16 protein-coding genes are annotated in these 21,375 nt (G+C 68.6%); 6 read left to right on the top strand and 10 right to left on the bottom strand.

Annotated features, from left to right (window positions below; all coding sequences use genetic code 11):
• Window positions 1-6: 6 nt before the first annotated feature.
• Complete coding sequence (locus tag ACZ5Z0_RS13570) at window positions 7-543, bottom strand: N-acetyltransferase family protein (RefSeq protein ID WP_464108871.1); 537 nt, start codon at window positions 541-543, stop codon at window positions 7-9.
• A 98-nt stretch (window positions 544-641) separates the two neighbouring features.
• Here ACZ5Z0_RS13570 and mshA point away from each other — a divergent pair, with 98 nt between their 5' ends.
• The 3 genes from mshA to ACZ5Z0_RS13555 all read left to right on the top strand — a co-directional run bounded on the left by mshA (window position 642) and on the right by ACZ5Z0_RS13555 (window position 4,771).
• Window positions 642-1,907 (top strand): D-inositol-3-phosphate glycosyltransferase, encoded by a 1,266-nt coding sequence (gene mshA, locus ACZ5Z0_RS13565; protein ID WP_464108870.1) that lies wholly within the window; start codon window positions 642-644, stop codon window positions 1,905-1,907.
• Window positions 1,908-2,096: 189 nt separating this feature from the next.
• Window positions 2,097-3,734, top strand: a complete 1,638-nt coding sequence (locus ACZ5Z0_RS13560) for a formate--tetrahydrofolate ligase (protein ID WP_464110788.1) — start codon at window positions 2,097-2,099, stop codon at window positions 3,732-3,734.
• 344 nt (window positions 3,735-4,078) lie between these two features.
• Entirely contained in the window at window positions 4,079-4,771 is a 693-nt protein-coding gene (locus ACZ5Z0_RS13555; RefSeq protein WP_464108869.1) for an endonuclease domain-containing protein, read from the top strand.
• Window positions 4,772-4,855: 84 nt separating this feature from the next.
• On the opposite strand, the gene ACZ5Z0_RS13550 is transcribed toward ACZ5Z0_RS13555, so the two are convergent.
• From ACZ5Z0_RS13550 to glmS, 8 genes are all read right to left on the bottom strand, one after another.
• Window positions 4,856-5,941, bottom strand: a complete 1,086-nt coding sequence (locus ACZ5Z0_RS13550; RefSeq protein ID WP_464108868.1) for an inositol-3-phosphate synthase — start codon at window positions 5,939-5,941, stop codon at window positions 4,856-4,858.
• Between the two features lie 192 nt (window positions 5,942-6,133).
• The gene (gene mgrA, locus ACZ5Z0_RS13545) at window positions 6,134-7,171 is read right to left on the bottom strand and encodes an L-glyceraldehyde 3-phosphate reductase (RefSeq protein WP_464108867.1); all 1,038 of its coding nucleotides are present in this window, start codon (window positions 7,169-7,171) and stop codon (window positions 6,134-6,136) included.
• Window positions 7,172-7,186: 15 nt separating this feature from the next.
• Entirely contained in the window at window positions 7,187-8,953 is a 1,767-nt protein-coding gene (gene treZ / locus ACZ5Z0_RS13540) for a malto-oligosyltrehalose trehalohydrolase (RefSeq protein WP_464108866.1), read from the bottom strand.
• A gap of 36 nt (window positions 8,954-8,989) precedes the next feature.
• On the bottom strand, window positions 8,990-11,314 hold the full coding sequence (gene treY / locus ACZ5Z0_RS13535) for a malto-oligosyltrehalose synthase (RefSeq protein ID WP_464108865.1): 2,325 nt from the start codon (window positions 11,312-11,314) through the stop codon (window positions 8,990-8,992).
• Window positions 11,311-13,551: a glycogen debranching protein GlgX gene (gene glgX, locus ACZ5Z0_RS13530; RefSeq protein ID WP_464108864.1), complete on the bottom strand. Its 2,241-nt coding sequence runs from the start codon at window positions 13,549-13,551 to the stop codon at window positions 11,311-11,313. Before glgX ends, treY begins: the two co-directional genes overlap by 4 nt.
• Before the next feature lie 74 nt (window positions 13,552-13,625).
• A complete protein-coding gene (locus ACZ5Z0_RS13525) occupies window positions 13,626-15,164 on the bottom strand; it encodes an NAD(P)H-hydrate epimerase (RefSeq protein WP_464108863.1) in 1,539 nt (512 codons plus the stop codon).
• A gap of 8 nt (window positions 15,165-15,172) precedes the next feature.
• On the bottom strand, window positions 15,173-15,520 hold the full coding sequence (locus ACZ5Z0_RS13520) for a holo-ACP synthase (RefSeq protein WP_138768610.1): 348 nt from the start codon (window positions 15,518-15,520) through the stop codon (window positions 15,173-15,175).
• A 4-nt stretch (window positions 15,521-15,524) separates the two neighbouring features.
• Window positions 15,525-17,417 (bottom strand): glutamine--fructose-6-phosphate transaminase (isomerizing), encoded by a 1,893-nt coding sequence (gene glmS, locus ACZ5Z0_RS13515; RefSeq protein ID WP_464108862.1) that lies wholly within the window; start codon window positions 17,415-17,417, stop codon window positions 15,525-15,527.
• Between the two features lie 121 nt (window positions 17,418-17,538).
• Between glmS and coaA the strand changes: the two genes are divergently transcribed.
• The 3 genes from coaA to mscL all read left to right on the top strand — a co-directional run bounded on the left by coaA (window position 17,539) and on the right by mscL (window position 19,892).
• Window positions 17,539-18,504, top strand: coding sequence for a type I pantothenate kinase (coaA, locus tag ACZ5Z0_RS13510; protein ID WP_464108861.1), 966 nt, complete (start codon window positions 17,539-17,541; stop codon window positions 18,502-18,504).
• Between the two features lie 5 nt (window positions 18,505-18,509).
• Entirely contained in the window at window positions 18,510-19,424 is a 915-nt protein-coding gene (locus ACZ5Z0_RS13505; protein ID WP_464108860.1) for a M15 family metallopeptidase, read from the top strand.
• Between the two features lie 66 nt (window positions 19,425-19,490).
• Window positions 19,491-19,892, top strand: a complete 402-nt coding sequence (mscL, locus tag ACZ5Z0_RS13500) for a large conductance mechanosensitive channel protein MscL (RefSeq protein WP_464108859.1) — start codon at window positions 19,491-19,493, stop codon at window positions 19,890-19,892.
• A 65-nt stretch (window positions 19,893-19,957) separates the two neighbouring features.
• Here the strand turns inward: mscL and glmM are convergent, their stop codons facing one another.
• A complete protein-coding gene (glmM, locus tag ACZ5Z0_RS13495; RefSeq protein ID WP_464108858.1) occupies window positions 19,958-21,319 on the bottom strand; it encodes a phosphoglucosamine mutase in 1,362 nt (453 codons plus the stop codon).
• Window positions 21,320-21,375: the final 56 nt, after the last annotated feature.

The following is a 21,375-nucleotide window of genomic DNA, read 5'->3' as shown; positions in this document are numbered from 1 at the left end:
GGAGTACTAGAGCCGGCGGTACATCACATGCAGGCCAACGTAGCCCAGCCGCGGGTGGTTGAAGGCCTCCGGGATGGTGCCGAGGATCTCGAAGCCCATGCCCTGCCAGGCGGCGACGGCCCGGACGTTGCTTTCCACCACGGCGTTGAACTGCATGGCGCGGAACCCGGCGGCCCGGGCAGCCTCCAGCGAGTAGGCGCACAGCGCGCGGGCCACGCCCCGGCCGCCATACCCGGCGCGGACCATGTAGCCGGCGTTGGCTACGTGGCTGCCGCCGCCCGCCTGGTTCGGGTGCAGCTCGCCGGTGCCCAGCACGACGCCGTCGGTCTCGCCCCGGCCGACGGCCACGAAAGTCTGGCCCGGGGCCGTCTTGAACCACTTGGCGTGGGCCAGGGCCTCGGTGGTGTCACGGTCCCAGGTGAAGGTCTCCCCGGCCCGGATGACGGGCTCCAGGATCTCCCAGATGGCGGGCCAGTCCGCTGGGGTGGCCTCACGGATCGCCCACGGGGCCGGGGCCGGCGCGGTTTCTGCGGTTGCGCTCACAGCCGCCACGTTAGCAGCCCGCAACCGCCGGCGAACCGGTCCGCGGTTCAGGAGTAGTGTTTTACCGAATCCACGTCGCGCGAAGGGAGGGAAGCAGGATGCCGTTGGTTCGTCGCGTCGCTTTCCTCTCCCTGCACACCTCGCCGATGGAACAGCCCGGGTCCGGTGACGCCGGGGGCATGAACGTGTACGTCCGCGCCCTGGCCGCGGCCCTGGCCGAGACCGGCGTCGAGGTGGAGATCTTCACCCGGTCCACTGCGGCCGGCCAGGCCGCCGTCGAGCACCCGTCCCCGGGGGTCTGCGTCCACAACGTGCTCGCCGGGCCGCCGAGGAAGCTTCCCAAGGAGGAACTGCCGGCGCTGCTGCACAGCATGGTCGCAGAAATCGACCGGATCAAGCAGCTGCAGCCGCATGGCCGCTACGACGTCGTCCACTCCCACTATTGGGTTTCCGGGGTCGCGGGGCTGGAGCTTTCGGAGCTGTGGGGGGTGCCGCTGGTACACACCATGCACACCATGGCCAAGGTCAAGAACCTGCTGCTCGAGTCCGGCGAGCAGCCGGAGCCGCGTCGGCGTGAGGAGGGCGAACACCGGATCGTCGACGGCGCCGCCCGGCTGATCGCCAACACCGGCACCGAGGCCGCCGAACTGGTTTCGCATTACGACGCCGACCCCGACCGCATCGATGTGGCGCCGCCGGGCGTCGACCTCTCCGTGTTCACGCCCGCCTTCCGGAGCCGCGCCCGCAGCCAGCACGGTGTCCCGCCGGGGCGCTTCCACCTGCTGTTCGCCGGGCGCATCCAGCGGCTCAAGGGCCCGCAGATCCTGATCAAGGCCGCCGCGCTGCTGCGCGCCCGCCGCCCGGACATCGACCTGCAGATCACCATCCTGGGCGCGGTGAGCGGGACAAAGGATTTCGACCTCAAGGCGCTGATCACCGCCGCGGGCATGGACGACGTCGTCACGCACCACCCGCCGGTCAGCGCGCCCAAGCTGGCCGGCTGGTACCGCTCGGCCGACGTCGTGGTGATGCCCTCCTACAGTGAGTCCTTCGGTCTCGTCGCCTTGGAGGCCCAGGCCTGCGGCACCCCCGTGGTGGCCACGAGGGTCGGCGGCCTGTCCCGGGCCATCTTCGACGGCCGGACCGGGTTGCTGGTGGAGGGCCACAAGGCAGCGGACTGGGCCGATGCGCTCGAGGCCCTGCATGACGACCCGGCCACCCGGGAGGACATGGGCCGCGCGGCATCCGTGCATGCCCAGGGCTTCGGGTGGCAGCGCACCGCCGCGATCACGCTGGAGAGCTACCAGGCCGCCCTGGTCCAGTATTTTGGAACACGAAGCATCCCGGTGGCCCACACGCCTTGACCGGGATCAGACCGGGCGCCCCGCCGTAACCACCGGCGGGAGCGCCACGACGCCACGAGCCGAAGGACAACGATGTCTGAGAACACCACGGAAACCGCAGCAGCCGGGCACGCCACCGCCGATGGGGGCGCCAGCGGGGCCGCCCAGGTGCCGGTCCCGAGCGACCTGGAAATCGCGCAGCGGGCCACCATGCGGCCGATCGAGGATATCGCCGCCGCCGCCGGGATCAACCCCGAGGCACTGGAATTCTACGGCCGCTACAAGGCGAAGATTGACCCGGCCAAGCTGGAACTGGACGGTGCACACGCCCCCGGCAAGGTGGTGCTGGTCTCGGCGATGTCCCCGACACCGGCCGGCGAGGGCAAGTCCACCACCACCGTGGGCCTGGCCGACTCCCTGGCCCGGGCTGGGCACCGGGTGATGATCGCGCTGCGCGAGCCCTCACTGGGGCCGATCCTGGGCATGAAGGGCGGCGCGACCGGCGGCGGCTACTCCCAGGTCCTCCCGATGGACGAGATCAACCTGCATTTCACCGGGGACTTCCACGCCATCACCTCGGCGAACAACGCGCTGATGGCGCTCGTGGACAACCACATCTACCAGGGCAACGCGCTCAACATCGATCCGCGCCGGATGACATTCAAGCGGGTGCTGGACATGAACGACCGGGCACTGCGCGAGGTCGTGATCGGCCTGGGCGGCCCGACGCAGGGCGTGCCGCGGCAGGACGGCTTCGACATCACCGTGGCCTCGGAGATCATGGCGGTGTTCTGCCTCGCCACCGACCTGAACGACCTGCGCACCCGGCTGGGCCGGATCACCTTCGGCTACACCTACGACCGGGAGCCGGTCACGGTGGCCGACCTCGGCGTCCAGGGCGCCCTGACCATGCTGCTCAAGGACGCGATCAAGCCCAATCTGGTGCAGACCATCGCCGGCACCCCGGCTTTGGTGCACGGCGGTCCGTTCGCCAACATCGCCCACGGCTGCAACTCGCTGATCGCCACCCAGACGGCGCGGTCCCTGGCCGACGTCGTCATCACCGAGGCCGGCTTCGGCGCCGACCTGGGCGCCGAGAAGTACATGGACATCAAGGCGAGGATGGCCGACGTCGCGCCGTCCGCCGTCGTGGTGGTGGCGACCATCCGCGCGCTCAAGATGCACGGCGTCGTCGCCAAGAACCAGCTCAAGGAGCCCAACGTCGAGGCGCTGGCCGCCGGCGTCGCCAACCTGCAGCGGCACGTGCGCAACGTGGAGAGGTTCGGCATCACCCCGGTGGTGGCCATCAACAGGTTCGGCACGGATACCCAGGAGGAGCTGGACTGGCTGCTGGACTGGTGCTCCGCGGAGGGCGTGCAGGCCGCCGTTGCAGACGTCTGGGGCCGCGGCGGAGGCGGCGACGGCGGCGATGAACTCGCCGCGAAGGTCGCCGCCGCCATCGACGCCCCGCACGGCTTCCGGCACTTGTACCCGCTGGAGATGACCGTGGAGGACAAGATCCGCACCATCGTGCAGGAGATCTACGGGGCCGACGGCGTCGACTTTTCCGTCCCGGCGCTCAAGCGGCTCGCAGAAATCGAGAAGAACGGCTGGTCCGGGATGCCGGTCTGCATGGCGAAGACGCAGTACTCCTTCAGCGACGACGCCACCAAGCTGGGCGCTCCGAAGGGCTTCACGGTCCACGTTCGCGACCTGATTCCCAAGACCGGGGCCGGGTTCATCGTGGCGCTCACGGGCGCGGTGATGACCATGCCGGGCCTGCCCAAGGTCCCGGCCGCGATGCGGATGGACGTCGACGCCGACGGCAACCCGGTCGGCCTTTTCTAACCCCGTTGCGCTATCACTCTTGGCTGCCATTCCCGCCGGATGGGGGCCAAAAGTGATAGCTCAACGGGCACCTGTGGATATCCGGAGCGGGGATCCGGCGTTCGGACAAGAATGGTCCGCATGCGACCACCTGTTGCCTTGCCGGCCCACCTCGCCTCGCCCCGTTTACCGTCTATGAAGCGCGGGCCGCGGCGCTGGGAACGTCACGGCTCCGCGCTTCCGACCTCGCGACGGCCGGCCGGTCGCTCTACCTGCCCGCCGGCTGGGAGTTCGAGCTCCGCGGCCTGGCCCGCGCCCTTTCTGCCGCGACGCCGGGCGCGTGGATTTCGCACCTTACGGCCGCTGTGTTGCTGGGACTGTGGCTCCCGTCGTGGTTTCGTGGCTGCCGGGAGCTCCATCTCAGCAAGCCGAAGGCGCTGCCGCCCGTCCGGCGCGAGGGCGTTGTAGGCCATACCGTTCTTGCGTTCGACGACGAGCTCATGGTCTGGGACGGCATCCGGATTTCAACGCCTGCCCGGACGTGGTTGGACCTTGCCCGCATCCTGCCGTTGGAGGATCTCGTAGCCGTCGGCGATCAGCTCGTACGGCAGCCCCGCCTGGAGCTGGAGGGCCGTTCGGTGCCGTGGGCGACACTCCCCCAGCTGCGGGACATGCTCACCCGGCACCCCAAGCTCAAAGGAATCGTGAAAGCGCGCCAGGCGCTGGAGCTCATCCGGCCCGGCTCCGACTCCGCGCCGGAAACCTTCCTGCGACTGGCATTGACCGCGGCCGGGCTGCCGGAGCCGGAGCTGCAGCTCAGGATGGTGCCGGACGAGCCTCTCTCCCCAGCGGCCGACCTCGGATACCGGAGGCAAAGGGTTGCAATCCAGTACGACGGCGGCCACCACCTCACGCGCGAACAACAGTCCCGCGACAATCGCCGCGACGAAAGGTTCAACGCGGCTGGCTGGTGCTACTTTAAATTCAACGCCGACGACCTGGCGGACGACTTCCGCGGTGCCGTCCGACGGGTCCGCCTAGCGCTCCACGGCCGTTAAACGCCGGTTGCCCTATCACTTGTGGCGGCTAAACCGGCTGTTTAGGCGCCGTAAGTGATAGGGCAACTCGAGGGACGGTGGGGCTTAGCGCTCCAGGTCGCCGCGGATGAAGGCCTCGACCTTTTCGCGGGCGAGGTCGTCGTTGAACTGCTCCGGCGGGGACTTCATGAAGTAGCTCGACGCCGAGAGCAGCGGGCCGCCGATGCCGCGGTCCAGGCCGATCTTGGCGGCACGGACGGCGTCGATGATCACGCCGGCGGAGTTGGGCGAGTCCCAGACCTCCAGCTTGTATTCGAGCGAGACGGGCGCGTCGCCGAAGTTGCGGCCCTCGAGGCGGACGAAGGCCCACTTGCGGTCGTCGAGCCACTGGACGTAGTCCGACGGGCCGATGTGAACATCCTTGGCGGCGAGTTCGGCCTCGACGTTGGAGGTGACGGCCTGCGTCTTGGAGATCTTCTTGGATTCGAGGCGGTCCCGCTCGAGCATGTTCTTGAAGTCCATGTTGCCGCCGACGTTCAGCTGGTAGGTGCGGTCCAGGGTGACGCCGCGGTCCTCGAACAGCTTGGCCATGACGCGGTGCGTGATGGTGGCACCGATCTGGCTCTTGATGTCGTCGCCCACGATCGGCACGCCGGCGGCGGTGAACTTGTCCGCCCATTCCTTGGTCCCAGCGATGAACACCGGCAGAGCGTTGACGAACGCCACACCGGCGTCGATGGCGCACTGGGCGTAGTACTCGGCGGCTTGCTGGGAACCGACCGGCAGGTAGCAGACCATCACGTCGACCTGGGCGTCTTTGAGGGCCTGGACGACGTCGACCGGCTCCTCCGGGGACTGCTCGATGGTCTCGAGGTAGTACTTGCCGAGGCCGTCGAGGGTCGGGCCGCGCTGGACCGTGACGCCGGTGGGCGGGACGTCGGCGATCTTGATGGTGTTGTTTTCGCTGGCGAGGATCGCGGCGGACAGGTCCTGGCCAACCTTCTTGCCGTCGACGTCGAAAGCCGCGACGAACTGCACGTCATTGACGTGGTACTTGCCGAACTGGACGTGCATCAGACCCGGGATCGTGGCCTCGGGATCGGCGTCCCGGTAGTACTCGACACCCTGGACCAGCGACGTGGCGCAGTTACCCACGCCCACGATTGCAACACGAATCGGATTTGCAGACACGAAACTCCCTTTGAGAACAAACTTCACGCGCCCGGCGCGGCCGCACTCTGATGTACGACGGCGGCAAACGGGCACAACGCCATGCGGCGCCCTTGCATTCTAGTCAACGGCGCCGGGACTCAAGTTGTTCCCGGCCGCGGCACCGAATCTGTTACGGCCGGCACGTGCTGCCAGGGTCGGCCCCGTGCCGGGTTACTTCTGGGTCCAGAGATTGATGTCGGACTCGACGGCGAACTCGTCGATCGCGTCCAGCTCATCGGACGTGAATTCCAGATTGTCGACCGCGGCCAGGGTGTCCTCGAGCTGGCGGACGCTGGACGCGCCGACCAGCGCGGACGTCACCGAGGTGCCCTTGCCCTGCTCGCGGAGGATCCAGGCGATCGCCATCTGGGCCAGGGTCTGGCCCCGGCCCTCGGCGATCCGGTTGAGCCCGCGCACCCGGTCCAGGTTTTCGCCTGAAATCATGCCTTGGTCCAGGGACTTGTCCTGTGCCGCGCGGGAATCCTTCGGAACGCCGTCGAGGTAGCGGTCGGTGAGCATGCCCTGCGCCAGCGGCGAGAAGGCAATGGCTCCGGCGCCCACCTGCTCCAGCGCCTCGTAGAGGCTGGGGCTGCCGTTCTCGGTCCAGCGGTTCAGCATCGAGTAACTGGGCTGGTGGATCAGCAGCGGGGTGCCAAGTTCCTTGAGGATCCGGGCGGCCTCGAGGGTCTGCTCCGGGGTGTAGGAGGAGATGCCGGCGTACAGGGCCTTGCCGGAGCGGACGGCCTGGTCCAGGGCACCCATGGTTTCTTCCAGCGGGGTTTCCGGGTCGGGCCGGTGGCTGTAGAAAATGTCGACGTAGTCCAGGCCCATGCGGGTCAGCGACTGGTCCAAGCTGGCCAGCAGGTACTTGCGGGAGCCCCAGTTGCCGTAGGGCCCCGGCCACATGTCGTAGCCGGCCTTGCTGGAGATGACCAGTTCGTCCCGGTACGGGGCGAAGTCGTCCTTGAAATGGCGGCCGAAGTTGGTCTCGGCGCTGCCGTAGGGCGGGCCGTAGTTGTTGGCGAGGTCGAAGTGGGTGACGCCCAGGTCGAACGCGCGGCGCAGGATGGCGCGCTGGACCTCGAACGGTTTGTCGTCACCGAAGTTGTGCCAGAGGCCCAGCGAAATGGCGGGCAGTTTCAGGCCGCTGCGGCCCACCCGGCGGTAGGGCATGGAGTCATAGCGGTTCTCTGCTGCAAGGTACGTCATGGGTACTATCCTTTCCTATTTCGAGACGACGGCGGCGCTGTGGCCGGGCAGCTCGACCTGGCCGGCCGCAAGCGCGACCCCGTCCTCGGTGGCCAGTAGCAGCGAGCCGCCGCCCACGGCAACCTGGCGGGGTTCGGCGGAGAAGTTCATCGCCACCTCCACGCTGCCGCGGCGCAGGCGCAGCCAGCGGTCGGCCTCGCTGAAGGCAACGGCGGTGTCCTCGAAACCGAGCCCGGCGAGCTCCGGGGTCGCGCGGCGCAGCGCGATCAGCTTCCGGTACAGCTCCAGCAGCCGCGCGTGGTCGCCGGCCTGGGCCTCGGCCCAGTCCAGCTTGGAGCGGGTGAACGTTGCCGGGTCCTGCGGGTCCGGCACGACGGCGGGGTCCCAGCCCATCCGTTCGAACTCCTTGATCCTGCCCTCCGCGGTGGCCTTGCCCAGTTCGGGCTCCGGGTGCGAGGTGAAGAACTGCCACGGCGTAGTGGCGCCGTACTCCTCGCCCATGAACAGCATCGGGGTGAACGGCGAGGTCAGGGTCGCGACGGCGGCGAGCGCCAGCGGGCCATATCCGAGGCTCTGGGAGAGCCGGTCGCCGGTGGCCCGGTTGCCGATCTGGTCGTGGTTCTGGCTGCACACCACCAGGGCGGCAGGGCGGACCAGTGACGGGTTGATGGGACGGCCGTGGTGCCGTTCCCGGAAGCTGGAGTAACTGCCGTCGTGGAAGAACCCGTCGACGAGGACCTTGGCCAGCGCCGCGAGTGAATCGAAGTCGCTGTAGTAACCGGTGGTTTCGCCGCTGACGTTGACGTGGACCGCGTGGTGGAAGTCGTCGCTCCACTGCCCGGCCAGGCCGTAGCCGTTGACGTCCCGCGGGTAGAGCAGGCGCGGGTTGTTCAGGTCCGACTCGGCAATCATGGTCGCCGGCCGCCCGGTTTCGGCCGCGACGGCATCGGCCAGGGCACCGAAGTCCTCGAGCAGGTGCACCGCGCGCTCGTCCTTGAAGGCGTGCACGGCATCGAGGCGGAGCCCGTCCACGTGGTAGTCGCGCAGCCACATGGCCGCGTTCGCCAGGATGTAGTCGCGGACGACGTCGGAGCCGGGGCCGTCCAGGTTGACCGAGTCGCCCCAGGTGTTTCCTTCCCCGGATTTGAGGTAGGGCCCGAACCGGGGCAGGTAGTTACCGCTGGGACCGAGGTGGTTGTAGACCACGTCCTGGATGACGCCCAGCCCGGCCGCGTGGGCCGCGTCGACGAAACGCTGGTAGGCGGCCGGCCCGCCGTAGCCCTCGTGCACGGTGTACCAGAGGACTCCGTCGTAGCCCCAGTTATGGGTGCCGTTGAACCCGTTGACCGGCAGCAGTTCCACGAAGTCGACGCCGAGGTCCGCCAGGTAGCCGAGCTTTCCGGCCGCTGCGTCGAGGGTCCCTTCGGGCGTGAAGGTGCCCAGGTGCAGCTCGTAGATCACGCCGCCCTGCAGCCCGCGGCCCTGCCAGGCGCCGTCGGCCCACTCATGGGCGCCGGCGTCGAACGTCCGGGAGAGCGAGTGCACGCCGTCGGGCTGGCGGCGGGACCGCGGGTCCGGCAGCGGCGTCGTGTCCCCGTCCAGCAGGTAGCCGTAGTCCACCTCGCCCGAAGCAGGCGCCTCCGGGGCGGTCCACCAGCCGTCACGGCCGTCGCCGGACGCGGGGCCCATCGGGTACCGCTGTCCGCCGGCGAGCAGCGTGACGTGCTGGGCTTTGGGTGCCCAGAGGTCGAAGCGTTCGGTTCCGTGTGCGGGCAGAGTCATTGCCGTTCCCCTCTATTGGTTCGTCAGGACGTGCGTTCAGGCGGCCGGCACGAGCAGTGCCACCGGGTAGTCGCGCAGGATGTCCGCGACTTCCACCGTGCCCGGGCCGAAGGACCGGCCGCTGAGCTGGTCGGTCACGGCGACGGCGAGACGAAAAGCGGTGTCCTGCCAGCCTCCCCGCTGTTCGAGGCCTCGGGGCAGTCTCGTGGCCAGGGTGATGGCCCCCGGCGTGCCGGACCCGCGGTCAAAGGCGATCAGGTGGCCGGCGGCGGACCCGGTGGCCGGAACCGCGGCGTAGCCGGTGAACAGCTCCGGCCGGTCCCGCCGCAGCCGGAGGGCCCGGGAGGTGACCAGCAGTTTCGCGGCGTCGTGCCGGTACGACGCCGGGAGCTCGCCCGCGTCGATCGCTTTGAGGGCGGCGCGCCGGACCCCGAAGTCGAAGGGGCGCCGGTTGTCCGGGTCGGTCAGCGAACGGTCCCAGAACTCGGTGCCCTGGTACACGTCCGGCACTCCGGGCATGGTGAGCTGGACGAGTTTGGCGGACAGCGCGTTGGCGGAGCCGTACGGGTCCAGCAGCGCCACCAGGGCATCGAGTTCGGCGCGCACCTCGGCGTTGTCAAAGGCCGCGTCGACCGCCGCCGACAGCTTCGCTTCGAACTCCGCATTGGGGTCGAGCCAGTTGGTCGAGTTGCCGGCCTCGCGGGCGGCCTTCTGGGCGTAGGACTGGAGCCGGTCCCGGTCCGCGGGCCAGACACCGGCGACCGCCTGCCACAGCAGGTTGGCCAGGGGGCCGTCGGGCAGCGGGGCGAGCTCCTGCAGCCGGCGCAGCGATGCGGTCCATTCCGGGGCCAGCTCCGCGAGCACCGAAATCCGGGCCCGGGTGTCCTCGCTGCGTTTCGTGTCGTGGGTGCTGAGCGTGGTCATGGACAACGGCTGCCGGGCCTGGCGTCGGGCCATCCGGGCGTGGAACTCGTCCGTCGACAGCGCGAACTCGGTGGGGTCGGCGCCGACTTCGGTGAGGGTGCCCAGCCGGGTATACCGGAAGAAGGCGGTGTCCTCGACGCCCTTGGCCATCACCATGCCGGAGGTTTGCTGGAAGCGCCGGCCCAGTTCCTCGTCGGCACCGGGGCCGGCACGGAGCAGCAGCGGCAGCAGCGCCTGGACGGCCGCCTCGAGTTCGGGGCGCCGCCGGACGGCGAGTTCGCAGGCCTCGCGCAGCACGTCCTCCCCCTCGGGCAGGTAGCTGCGGTATACCGGGAAGGCCGCGGTGATTTCGGAGAGCGCGTCCGCCGCTGCCTCCGTGGTGAGCCCGGTGTGCGCCGGGACCAGTCGGGCCAGCCGCAGCATCTCCGAGTGCAGGATCCCGTCCGTGATCCGGCGCTTGGTGCCGCGGATCATTTCCTCGTAGTCCGCGGTGTCCCCGCCGCGCAGCGAGGCGTCCAGCGCGTCGAGGCCGGCCTGCCCGGCCGGGTCCACGAGGACCCTGTCCACGTCCGCGAGCGCGTCGTACCCGGTGGTCCCCTCGCATTCGAAGCCGGCGGGGAGTTCCTCCCCCGGCTCCAGGATTTTCTCGATCAGCAGGTAGGCCCCGCCGGTCACTTCGCGCAGCCGCCGGAGGTAGCCGGCCGGATCCGCGAGGCCGTCCGGGTGGTCGATGCGCAGGCCGTCGACCAGGCCCTCACGGAACCAGCGGACCACCTCTGCGTGCGCCTCATCGAAGACTTCCGGGATCTCGACTTTGATCCCGGCGAGGGTGTTGACCGCGAAGAACCGGCGGTAGTTGAGGTCGTTGTCGGCGCGGCGCCAGCCCACGAGTTCGTAGTGCTGCCGGTCGTGGACCTCGCGCGGGTCCTCCCCTGCGGTGTAGCTGCCCTCCGCCAGCGGGAACCGGTGGTCGTAGTACCGCAGTTCGCCGTCGCGGACCTCGAGGGCGTCGACGTCAGAGTCGTCGCCGAGGACCGGAATCCGGATCCGGCCGCCGCCGAAGTCCCAGTCGACGTCGAACGCCTGGGCGTACCGCGACTGCTGGCCTTCCTTGAGCAGCGACCACCACCAGGGGTTCTGCACCGGGGTGGCGACGCCGACATGGTTGGGCACGATGTCCACGAGCACGCCCATGCCGGCGTCCCGCGCGGCCCGGGAGACTGCCGCCAGTCCCTCCGGGCCGCCGCGGTCCGGGTCGATCGAGGCCGGGTCGGTGACGTCGTACCCGTGGTCCGACCCCTGCTCCGCCGTCAGGATCGGCGACAGGTAGACCCAGTCGACGCCCAGGGCCTTCAGGTACGGCACGGTGGCGGCGGCATCCTGCAGGGTGAAGCCCGGCCGGATCTGCAGCCGGTAGGTCGAGGCCGGGGTCCTCATGAAGCGGAAGCCTTGGCGGCGCTGGTTTCGGCAGCCTTGGTCTGCGCCTCCACCATCTCCTCCTGGGCGTCCTCGTGCTCGGCCATCGAGGCCAGCGACGCGGCGGCGGAGTAGTCCACCTCAACTTCGGGCCCCGAGTAGGCGCGCAGCACCACCATGGACTTGGCCGCCAGCGTCAGCGCGGCACCGGCCTTGAGCGGTTCTTCCTTGTCGGCCTGGTCCGCGGTGTCCACGAGCAGCTCCCAGAAAGGCGAGTACTCCTCGTTGGGCAGGACGAAGTCCACATTGTCGTCGTGGGCGTTGAAGGCCATCAGGAAGCTGTCGTCGGTGATCCGGCGGCCGCGCGAGTCCTGCTCCTGGATGCCGTGGCCGTTGTAGAAGACACCGATGGTCCGGCCGAAGCCGCTGCCCCAGTCCTCGGGCAGCATTTCGCTGCCGTCGGTCTTCAGCCAGACGATGTCGGGCAGTTTCTCGCCCTCACCGCGGACGACCGGCCGGCCGTCGAAGAAGCGGCTGCGGCGGAACGTCGGGTGGTCGTGGCGGATCTTGTTGACGAAGGCGGTGAACTCCACGAGCGGCTGGTCCATGGCTTCCCAGTGCACCCAGCTCAATTCGGAGTCCTGGCAGTAGGTGTTGTTATTGCCCTGCTGGGTGCGCCCCAGTTCATCGCCGTGCAGCAGCATCGGCACGCCCTGCGAGAGCAGCAGCGTGGCAATGAAGTTCCGCTGCTGGCGGGCGCGGAGGGTCAACACGGTGTCGTTGTCGGTGTCGCCTTCCTCGCCGCAGTTCCACGAGCGGTTGTGCGATTCGCCGTCGTTGTTGCCTTCGCCGTTGGCCTCGTTGTGCTTCTCGTTGTAGGAGACCAGGTCCCGCATGGTGAAGCCGTCGTGCGCGGTGACGAAGTTGATGGAGGCCACCGGGCGCCGGGCGGAGCTCTCGTAGAGGTCCGCCGAGCCGGTCAGGCGGGAGGCGAATTCGCCCAGGGTTGACGGTTCGCCGCGCCAGAAGTCGCGGACGGTGTCCCGGTACTTGCCGTTCCACTCGGTCCACTGCGGCGGGAAGTTGCCGACCTGGTAGCCGCCGGGGCCGACGTCCCACGGCTCGGCGATCAGCTTCACCTGGGACACAATCGGATCCTGCTGGATCAGTTCGAAGAAGGTGGAGAGCTTGTCGACGTCGTAGAACTCGCGGGCAAGGGTGGAGGCGAGGTCGAAGCGGAAGCCGTCAACGTGCATTTCTGTCACCCAGTAGCGCAGGGAGTCCATCAGCAGCTGCAGGGAGTGCGGGTGGCGCACGTTGAGCGAGTTGCCCGTGCCGGTGTAGTCCATATAGTGCTTCAGGTCGCCGTCGACCAGGCGGTAGTAGGCCTGGTTGTCGATGCCCTTGAAGGACAGCGTTGGGCCGAGGTGGTTGCCTTCGGCCGTGTGGTTGTAGACGACGTCGAGGATGACCTCGATGCCGGCGCGGTGCAGCTCACGGACCATGGCCTTGAATTCCTGGACCTGGTGTCCGACGTCGCCGGATGAGCTGTAGGTGTTCTGCGGGGCGAAGAAGCCGATGGTGTTGTAGCCCCAGTAGTTGTTGAGGCCCTTCTCCACGAGCGTCCCGTCGTTGACGAACTGGTGGACGGGCATAAGCTCGATGGCCGTGACACCGAGCTTCTTCATGTGCTCGATGACCGCCGGGTGGGCGACGCCGGCGTAGGTGCCGCGCTGTTCTTCCGGAATATCCGGGTGCAACTCCGTCAAGCCCTTGACGTGGGCTTCGTAGATGACCGACTGGTGGTAGGGGATCCGCAGCTGGCGGTCGCCGTCCCACTCGAAGAACGGGTTGATGACCACGCCGTGCATCGTGTGCGGCGCCGAGTCGGCGTCGTTGCGGGAGTCGGGGTCACCGAATTCGTAGGTGAAGAGCGCCGGGTCCCAGTCGATCTGGCCCTGGACGGCCTTCGCATAGGGGTCCAGCAGCAGCTTGTTGGCATTGAAGCGGTTGCCGTTTTCGGGTTCGTACGGGCCGTGGACGCGGTAGCCGTATTTCTGGCCGGGCTGGATCTGCGGCAGGTAGCAGTGCCAGACGTAGCCGTCCACCTCGGTCAGCTCGATCCGCGTTTCACTCAGGTCATCAGCCAGCAGGCAGAGTTCGACCCGTTCGGCCTGTTCGCTGAACAGGGCGAAATTGGTGCCGGTGCCGTCAAAGGTGGCTCCCAGCGGGTAAGCCGTTCCGGGCCAGACTTCCATGTGTACTCCTCGTGCGATGCGAACTATCTCTAGACAGACTACTGGTAAGTAGGGTTACTAATTGACCGGGCGTACTATGCGCGGGCTTTGTTACACCTCCCGATGACCTCCGGCAGCGCGTCCGCTATGGCCGACGCCGTGATCGGTCCGCCGCCGGAGGCGAGGGTTCCGGCGCGGCCGTGCAGGCTGGCGGCCAGCGCGGCGACGGCGGCCCACCGGTCCGGGCCGCCCATGCCGCGGGCACCGAAGACCGCGGCATCGTCCCCGAGCTGGGCCAGCAGGGACCCGAGCACACCGGCGAGGACGTCGCCGCTGCCGGCGGTGGCCATCCAGGGGCTGGCCTCGGCCTGGCTGAAGACTGCCCCCGACGGTGCGGCCACGAGCGTGGTGGCGCCCTTGAGCAGCACCGTCGCCCCCGTCAGCCCGGCGGCTTGCCCGACGGCGGAGAGCGTTGCGTCCTCGACGCCGGAGCGCGCCGGGCCGGCGCCATAGCGGCCCAAGAGGGCGGCCAGTTCGCCGGCATGCGGGGTGAGCACGGTCTGCGGGGAAAGTTGGCGGGGCAGCGCCGGGAGCGCGCCGGCGTCGGCCGCGATGGGGAGCCCGGTGGACGCCGCCTCGCGGACGCGCTCCAGCTGTTCGTGGGCTCCCTCGTCCAGCCCCGGGCCGAGGAGCCAGGCCTGAACGTGGGCGTCCGCGACGCTCGTGCCGCACACCACCTCCGGACAGGACTGGCGGACCAGGTCAGCGACCTCCGGAGGCCCCAGGTAGCGGACCATGCCGGCGCCGGCCGCCAGGGCGCCCCGGCAGGCGAGCACGGCGGCCCCCGGGTAGCGCGTGGAACCGGCGACGACGCCAAGCACGCCCCGGGAGTACTTGTGGGAGCGCCGGCCGGCGTGCGGCAGCAGCGCGGCCAGGTCAGCGGCCTCGAGGCGGCGCAGCGCCGGGGCCCCAAGGGCGTGCTCGATGCCGATCGGGATGGTCCGCAGCCGGCCGGTGAAGTCCGCGCCGGGGTCGGCGAGCAGGCCGGCCTTCGCCGCACCGAAAGTTACTGTCACCTCGGCCGCCAGGACCGGGCCGTACGCCTCGCCGGTATCGGCGTCGACGCCGCTGGGGATGTCGCAGGCCACCACCAGCCGTGGGCGGGAACGGCCCAGCGCTTCGATCAGTGCTGCCGCCGGACCGCGCAGTCCACCTTGGGCGCCGGTTCCGAGGACCGCGTCAAGCACGACGTCGGTCCGGGCGGCTGCCGCGGCGAGGTAAGCCGCGTTGGACTCGGTGAGGACGGTGTCCCGGCCGCCCGCTGCGCGGAATGCCGCCAGGCCGGCCGGGTGGGCCTGCCCGGCAGTGAGCACCGCCGTCGTCCGGAGGCCACGGCGGGCCAGCAGCGCCGCGGCGTAGAGGCCGTCCCCGCCGTTGTTCCCCTTGCCGGCAAGCACCGTGACGCTGCAGCCGTAGGCCCGCAGGCCGCGGTCCCGCAGTTCGCGGATCACCGTGTTGGCGAGGCCGTAGGCGGCCCTCTGCATCAGAACAGCGCCCATACCGGTGTCCGCACTTGCCTCAAGAAGCTGCTTTTCGACTTCTCGGATGTGGGTTCCGGTATAGGCGCTGATCATGGTGCTGCTTAGCCCTCGGCGATTACCGTGGCGGTAGCGATACCGCCGTCATGGCTGATCGAGAGGTGCCACCGTTTGACGCCCTTCGACTCCGCGACGGCCAGCACCGTGCCCTTGACCTGGACCGTGGGGCCGTGCTGGTCCAGGCCGATCCAGCAGTCCTGCCAGTTCATGCCGGCCGGGGCGCCGAGGACCTTGGCCACGGCTTCCTTGGCGGCAAACCGCGCCGCCAGGGACCGGGTGTTCAGCTCCCGCTCGGCCGGGACGAAGAGCCGGTCACGCAACCCGGGGGTGCGCTCAAGCTGCCGGCCGAACCGTTCTATGTCTACGACGTCTACGCCGATGCCAACAATCATGCGGCTATTCTACGGTCACGCTCTTGGCCAGGTTCCGCGGCTGGTCCACGTCGTAGCCCTTGGCGCTGGCGAGGGCGAGCGCGAAGATCTGCAGCGGCACGGTGGACAGCAGCGGCGCCAGCAACGTCGGCGTCTCCGGGATGTAGATGACGTGCTCGGCGTAGGCCTTGACTGCCTCGTCGCCCTCCTCGGCGATCACGATCGTCTTGGCGCCGCGGGCACGGACTTCCTGGATGTTGGAGACGACCTTGGAATGCAGCGAGTCGCGGCCGCGGGGCGACGGAACCACCACGAAGACCGGCTGGCCTTCCTCGATCAGGGCGATCGGGCCGTGCTTGAGCTCGCCGGCAGCGAACCCCTCGGCATGGATGTAGGCGAGCTCCTTGAGCTTGAGCGCACCCTCCATAGCCACCGGGAAGCCGACGTGGCGGCCCAGGAACAGCACGGACTTGGCGTCTGCCATGGCCGTGCCGAGTTCCTTGATCTGGCCCTCGTTGTCCAGGATCTGCTGGATCTTGGCCGGGATCTTGCCCAGGTCGGCGAGGATGTCCTTGATTTCGCCCTGGAACTTGTTGCCGCGCAGCTGTGCCAGGTACAGGCCCAGCAGGTAGGCGGCCGTGATCTGGGCCAGGAAGGCCTTGGTCGAGGCCACGGCGATCTCCGGACCGGCGTGGGTGTACAGCACGGCGTCGGACTCACGCGGAATGGTCGACCCGTTGGTGTTGCAGATGGAGACCGTCTTGGCGCCCTGTTCCTTGGCGTAGCGGACGGCCATGAGGGTGTCCATGGTCTCGCCGGACTGGGAGATGGAGACGATCAGGGTGTTGGCGTCGACGATCGGGTCCCGGTAGCGGAACTCGTGCGAGAGCTCCACCTCGGTGGCGATCCGGCACCAGTGCTCGATCGCGTACTTCGCAACCTGCCCGGCGTACGCGGAGGTGCCGCAGGCCAGGACGATGATCTTGTCGACGGTCTTGAGCAGTTCCGGATCGATCCGGAGTTCATCGAGTGTCAGCTTTCCGTGGACGTCGGAGCGGCCGAGGAGGGTCTGCAGCACGGCGTCCGGCTGGTCGTGGATTTCCTTCTCCATAAAGGACGGGAAGCCGCCCTTCTCCGCGGAGGCGGGATCCCAGTTGACGTGGTATTCCTTACCCTCGGCCGGGCCGCCGAAGAAGTCCGTGATCTCCACGGTGTCCGCCGTGATGGTGACGATCTGGTCTTGGCCCAGTTCCACGGCGCGGCGGGTGTAGTCGATGAAGCCGGAGACGTCGGAGCCGAGGAAGTTCTCACCCTCGCCCAGGCCCACCACCAGCGGGGAGTTGCGGCGGGCGGCCACGACGACGTCGGGCTGGTCCGCGTGCACGGCGAGCAGCGTGAAGGCGCCCTCGAGGCGTTGGCAGGCAAGCTGCATGGCCTTGGTCAGGCCGCCCTTGGAGAGGTCGCCGCCGAGCTGGTTCCGGTAGATGTCGCCGAGCAGCGCGGCGGCCACTTCGGTGTCGGTCTCGGAGTGGAACGTCACGCCCTTGCGGACGAGTTCCTGCTTCAGCTCAGCGAAGTTTTCGATGATGCCATTGTGGATGAGCGCCAGCTTCCCGTCGTCGGACAGGTGCGGGTGGGCGTTCTGGTCCGTGGGGCCGCCATGGGTCGCCCAGCGGGTGTGCCCGATCCCGGTCATGGCCTCGGGCAGCGGGTTGGCCTCGAGTTCGGCGATCAGGTTGCTCAGTTTCCCCGACTTCTTGCGCGACGAAATGGCACCGTCCGCCACGACGGCGATCCCCGCCGAGTCGTAGCCGCGGTACTCCAGGCGCCGCAAACCTTCCAGCACAACGTCCAGGGCTTTGTGTTCGGTATTTTCCCGGCCAGCCGAGCGGCCTACATATCCAACGATTCCACACATGGGCTCAAGCCTAGCGGGTTTCCCGGTCGTCCGACGTAGGATGAGCGGCCCGCGCCCGCCTCCCGCGCGCCGCGAGGGCCTCCATTTCGCTCTGGGCGTCGTCAAGGGCAGAATCTCTAGGGTGACTTTGCAACGCAACGACGCGAACGGCGAGGGTGTCTCCCCGTTCGTTGAGCTGGACCGGCAGACCTGGTCCCGGCTCGCTGCCCAGATGGAGCAGCCCCTCAACGAAGAGGACGTGCTCCGCCTCCGCGGCCTGGGCGACCCCCTCGACATGAAGGAGGTCCGGGAGGTCTACCTGCCGCTGTCCCGGTTACTGCACCTCTATGTCGAGGCCGCCAACCAGCTTCACGCGGCGACCACCACATTCCTGGGCGAGAAGACCCAGCGCACCCCGTTTGTCATCGGCGTGGCCGGCTCGGTCGCGGTGGGGAAATCGACCATCGCCCGGGTGCTCCGCGAAATGCTCCGGCGCTGGCCGGGCACCCCGAACGTGGAACTCATCACCACCGACGGCTTCCTGTACCCCCTCGCCGAGCTCAAACGCCGGCAGCTCCTGGACCGCAAGGGCTTCCCGGAGTCCTACGACCGCCGTGCCCTGCTGCGTTTTGTGAGCGAGGTCAAGGGCGGCGCAGAGGAAGTGCGTGCCCCCTGGTACTCGCACGTCACCTACGACATCGTTCCGGGCAAAGAGGTCGTGGTCCGCCGGCCGGACGTGCTCATTGTCGAGGGGCTCAACGTCCTGGCCCCGGCCCGTCCGCGCCACGACGGGAGGCAGGGCCTCGCCTTGAGCGACTTCTTCGACTTTTCGATCTACGTGGACGCCAAGACCTCCTACATCGAGGAGTGGTACGTGGACCGTTTCCGCAAGCTGCGGACCACCGCCTTCGCGCAGCCGGAATCCTACTTCCACCGTTACGCGACACTATCCGACTCCGAGGCCGAGCGGACCGCCCGCGATATCTGGAAGCGCATCAACGAGCCGAACCTGGAGGAAAACGTCCTCCCCACCCGCGGCCGGGCCCAGCTGGTGCTGACCAAGGACGCCGACCACTCCATCCGCCGTATGCTGCTGCGCAAGGTCTAGCGCAGGTGTGCCAGAACGCCGGCGGCGGCGCGGATAACCCGGGAAGCCCTAGCCGACGGGCGTTCGGGCGCATCGTGGCCGCGGGCGCCGGGTTCGCGGGTCTGGCCGCCGTGGCCGCCTGCAGCCCGGATGGCAGGACACAAGCCGCTCCTTCCGGCACAGGCGTGCCAACTGTGACCCCCTCCCCCACGGTCCAGGCCTCCTCGGGATCACCAGCCGCCACGGCCACGGCGACGACGGGCCCCGCGAACCCCGCGGGTCCCGGCCCGGCCGCTTCCGCGGCGCCCACTTCCCCGGCGGCCGCCGCGCCCGGTCGGCAGTATTCCCTCACGGATCCCACGAGCCCGTGGGTGGTGGTGAACAAGCACCGTCCGCTCTCCCCCACGGCCTTCGTACCGGCGGACCTGGTGCAGCCGGCCGTGCGGCTCGCGGTGTCCGGGGAGGCTGCGCTGTTGAACAGCTCGACGGCGGCGGCGGCGCAGCGGATGTTCGCGGACGCGGCGTCGGCCGGCGTCGTCCTTGTCCTGGCGAGCGGCTACCGCTCCTTCGCCACTCAAACCGCCACCTACAACAGCTACGTGAACTCCCGCGGGCGCGCCGAGGCGGACACCGCGTCGGCCCGCCCGGGCCACTCGGAGCACCAGACCGGCTGGTCCTTCGACATCGGCGACGGCGGCGGCGCCTGCAGTTTCCAGCCGTGCTTCGCGGAACAGCCGGCCGCCGTGTGGGCCAAGGCCAATGCGCACCGTTTCGGCTTTGTAGTCCGCTACCCCTGGATGTTCCACCAAGTTACCGGCTACTACTACGAGCCGTGGCATCTGCGCTACATCGGCGTTGAGGCCGCCGTCGACATGCACGCCCGGGGCGTTGCCACGCTTGAGGAGTACTTCGGCCTGGAACCGGCACCTGCCTATCTCTGACGACACGGAACGGAATCCTTACGTGGACGACACGGCTAGTTCATGCGGCGGGGTTATCTTGAGGGCATGCTGACAGGATTCAAGAACTTCATTCTTAAGGGCAACGTCGTAGACCTTGCCGTCGCAGTCGTCATCGGCGCCGCCTTTGGCGCCGTGGTAACGGCACTCGTCCAAAGCGTCCTCATGCCGTTCATCGCCGGCCTGGTTGGCTCGCCCAACTTCGACAGCTTCGCCGTCGTCACCTTGAACGGCAACGACATCAAGTTCGGCGTGTTGCTGACGGCGATCGTCAATTTCCTGCTCGTCGCGGCCGCCATCTACTTCGTGGTGGTGGTGCCGATGAACCACATGATCGAACGCCGCAACCGCCGGCTGGGCATCAGCCAGGATGTCAAGGAAGAGGCGGCCGAGGACCCGCAGATCGCCCTGCTGACCGAGATCCGCGACGCTCTGGCCCGCACCAACTAGTTCCGCAGCAAACAAAAGTGGCCCGCTTCCTTCCGGAAACGGGCCGCCTTTTGTGGAATATGGGGTCAGTCGGAAACGAGGGCCAGGGCCAGTTCGGTCCGGACCACCTGGGCGAGCCCTTCAGCGACTTCCTGCGCGGTGTCGTGGTCGCCGGCTTCCACCATGACCCGGACGACCGGTTCGGTACCGGACGGCCGCAACAGCACGCGTCCGGTGTCGCCCAACTGCGCTTCGGCCTGGGCCACGGCCTCCGCCACGGCCTCGTCGCCGTTAACGCGGGTACGGTCGACGCCCTTGACGTTGATCAGCACCTGCGGGAGCTTGGTCATGACCTTGGCCAGTTCCTTGAGCGGACGGCCGGTCAGCGCCACCTGGGCGGCAAGCTGGAGGCCGGTCAACACCCCGTCGCCGGTAGTGGCGTGGTCCGCGAAGATGACGTGGCCGGACTGTTCGCCGCCGAGGTTGAAGCCGCCTTCGCGCATGCCCTCGAGCACGTAGCGGTCACCCACGCCGGTCTCGCGGAGGCTGATGCCGGCGTCACGCAGGGCGAGCTTGAGTCCCAGGTTGCTCATCACGGTAGCCACCAGGACGTCATCCTTGAGCTTGCCGGCATCCTTGAGGGCCACGGCGAGGATGGCCATGATCTCATCGCCGTCCACCTCGTTGCCTTCGTGGTCCACCGCGAGGCAGCGGTCGGCGTCGCCGTCGTGTGCGATGCCCAGGTCGGCGCCGCATTCCAGGACCGCCTGCTTGAGCGGGCCGAGGTGCGTCGAGCCGACCCCGTCGTTGATGTTGAGGCCGTCGGGTTCGGCTCCGATGACCACCACCTCGGCGCCGGCGTCCTTGAAGACCTGGGGAGAACAACCGCTGGCGGCGCCGTGCGCACAGTCCAAGACCACCTTGAGGCCGTCAAGCCGGTGCGGGAGGGTGCCCAGCAGGTGCACGATGTAGCGGTCCTCGGCGTCGGAGAAGCGCTGAATGCGGCCCACCTCGCCGCCGACTGGGCGGTAGGGCTCCTTGGACAGCTGTTCTTCGATGGCGTCTTCGACGTCGTCGGGGAGCTTCTGGCCGCCGCGGGCGAAGAACTTGATGCCGTTGTCCGGTGCCGGGTTGTGGGAGGCGGAGATCATCACGCCGAAGTCGGCGTCGAGGTCCGCCACGAGGTATGCAGCGGCAGGGGTGGGCAGCACGCCGGCGTCGTAGACATCGATGCCGGAGCTGGAGAGCCCGGCCTCCACGGCGGCAGCGAGGAATTCCCCGCTGGCCCGCGGATCGCGGGCGACGACCGCGCGGGGCCGTTTGCCGTCGATGCTGCGGTCGTGGCCGAGGACGACGGCGGCGGCCTGCGCCAGCTGCATCGCAAGCTCTGCCGTCAGCAGACCGTTAGCCAGGCCTCGGACTCCATCTGTTCCAAATAATCTAGACATCGTGTCCAAGTTTAGTCGATGGCACGCCCGGCTCCCGCCCCGGGCGGGCGGACGGG

This window comes from Arthrobacter sp. T2-23, assembly GCF_055398325.1.
Note: the sequence above shows the minus strand (reverse complement) of the source record. Positions and strands in the feature narration are given on the sequence as shown.

Excerpts from the sequence above, each read along its gene's own strand:
- mshA (WP_464108870.1), top strand. The coding sequence starts at position 642 with ATGCCGTTGGTTCGTCGCGTCGCTTTCCTCTCCCTGCACACCTCGCCG.
- ACZ5Z0_RS13525 (WP_464108863.1), bottom strand. The coding sequence starts at position 15,164 with ATGATCAGCGCCTATACCGGAACCCACATCCGAGAAGTCGAAAAGCAG.
- ACZ5Z0_RS13520 (WP_138768610.1), bottom strand. The coding sequence starts at position 15,520 with ATGATTGTTGGCATCGGCGTAGACGTCGTAGACATAGAACGGTTCGGC.
- treZ (WP_464108866.1), bottom strand. The coding sequence starts at position 8,953 with ATGACTCTGCCCGCACACGGAACCGAACGCTTCGACCTCTGGGCACCC.
- mscL (WP_464108859.1), top strand. The coding sequence starts at position 19,491 with ATGCTGACAGGATTCAAGAACTTCATTCTTAAGGGCAACGTCGTAGAC.
- glgX (WP_464108864.1), bottom strand. The coding sequence starts at position 13,551 with ATGGAAGTCTGGCCCGGAACGGCTTACCCGCTGGGAGCCACCTTTGAC.
- mgrA (WP_464108867.1), bottom strand. The coding sequence starts at position 7,171 with ATGACGTACCTTGCAGCAGAGAACCGCTATGACTCCATGCCCTACCGC.
- ACZ5Z0_RS13560 (WP_464110788.1), top strand. The coding sequence starts at position 2,097 with ATGCGGCCGATCGAGGATATCGCCGCCGCCGCCGGGATCAACCCCGAG.
- glmS (WP_464108862.1), bottom strand. The coding sequence starts at position 17,417 with ATGTGTGGAATCGTTGGATATGTAGGCCGCTCGGCTGGCCGGGAAAAT.
- treY (WP_464108865.1), bottom strand. The coding sequence starts at position 11,314 with ATGAGGACCCCGGCCTCGACCTACCGGCTGCAGATCCGGCCGGGCTTC.
- glmM (WP_464108858.1), bottom strand. The coding sequence starts at position 21,319 with ATGTCTAGATTATTTGGAACAGATGGAGTCCGAGGCCTGGCTAACGGT.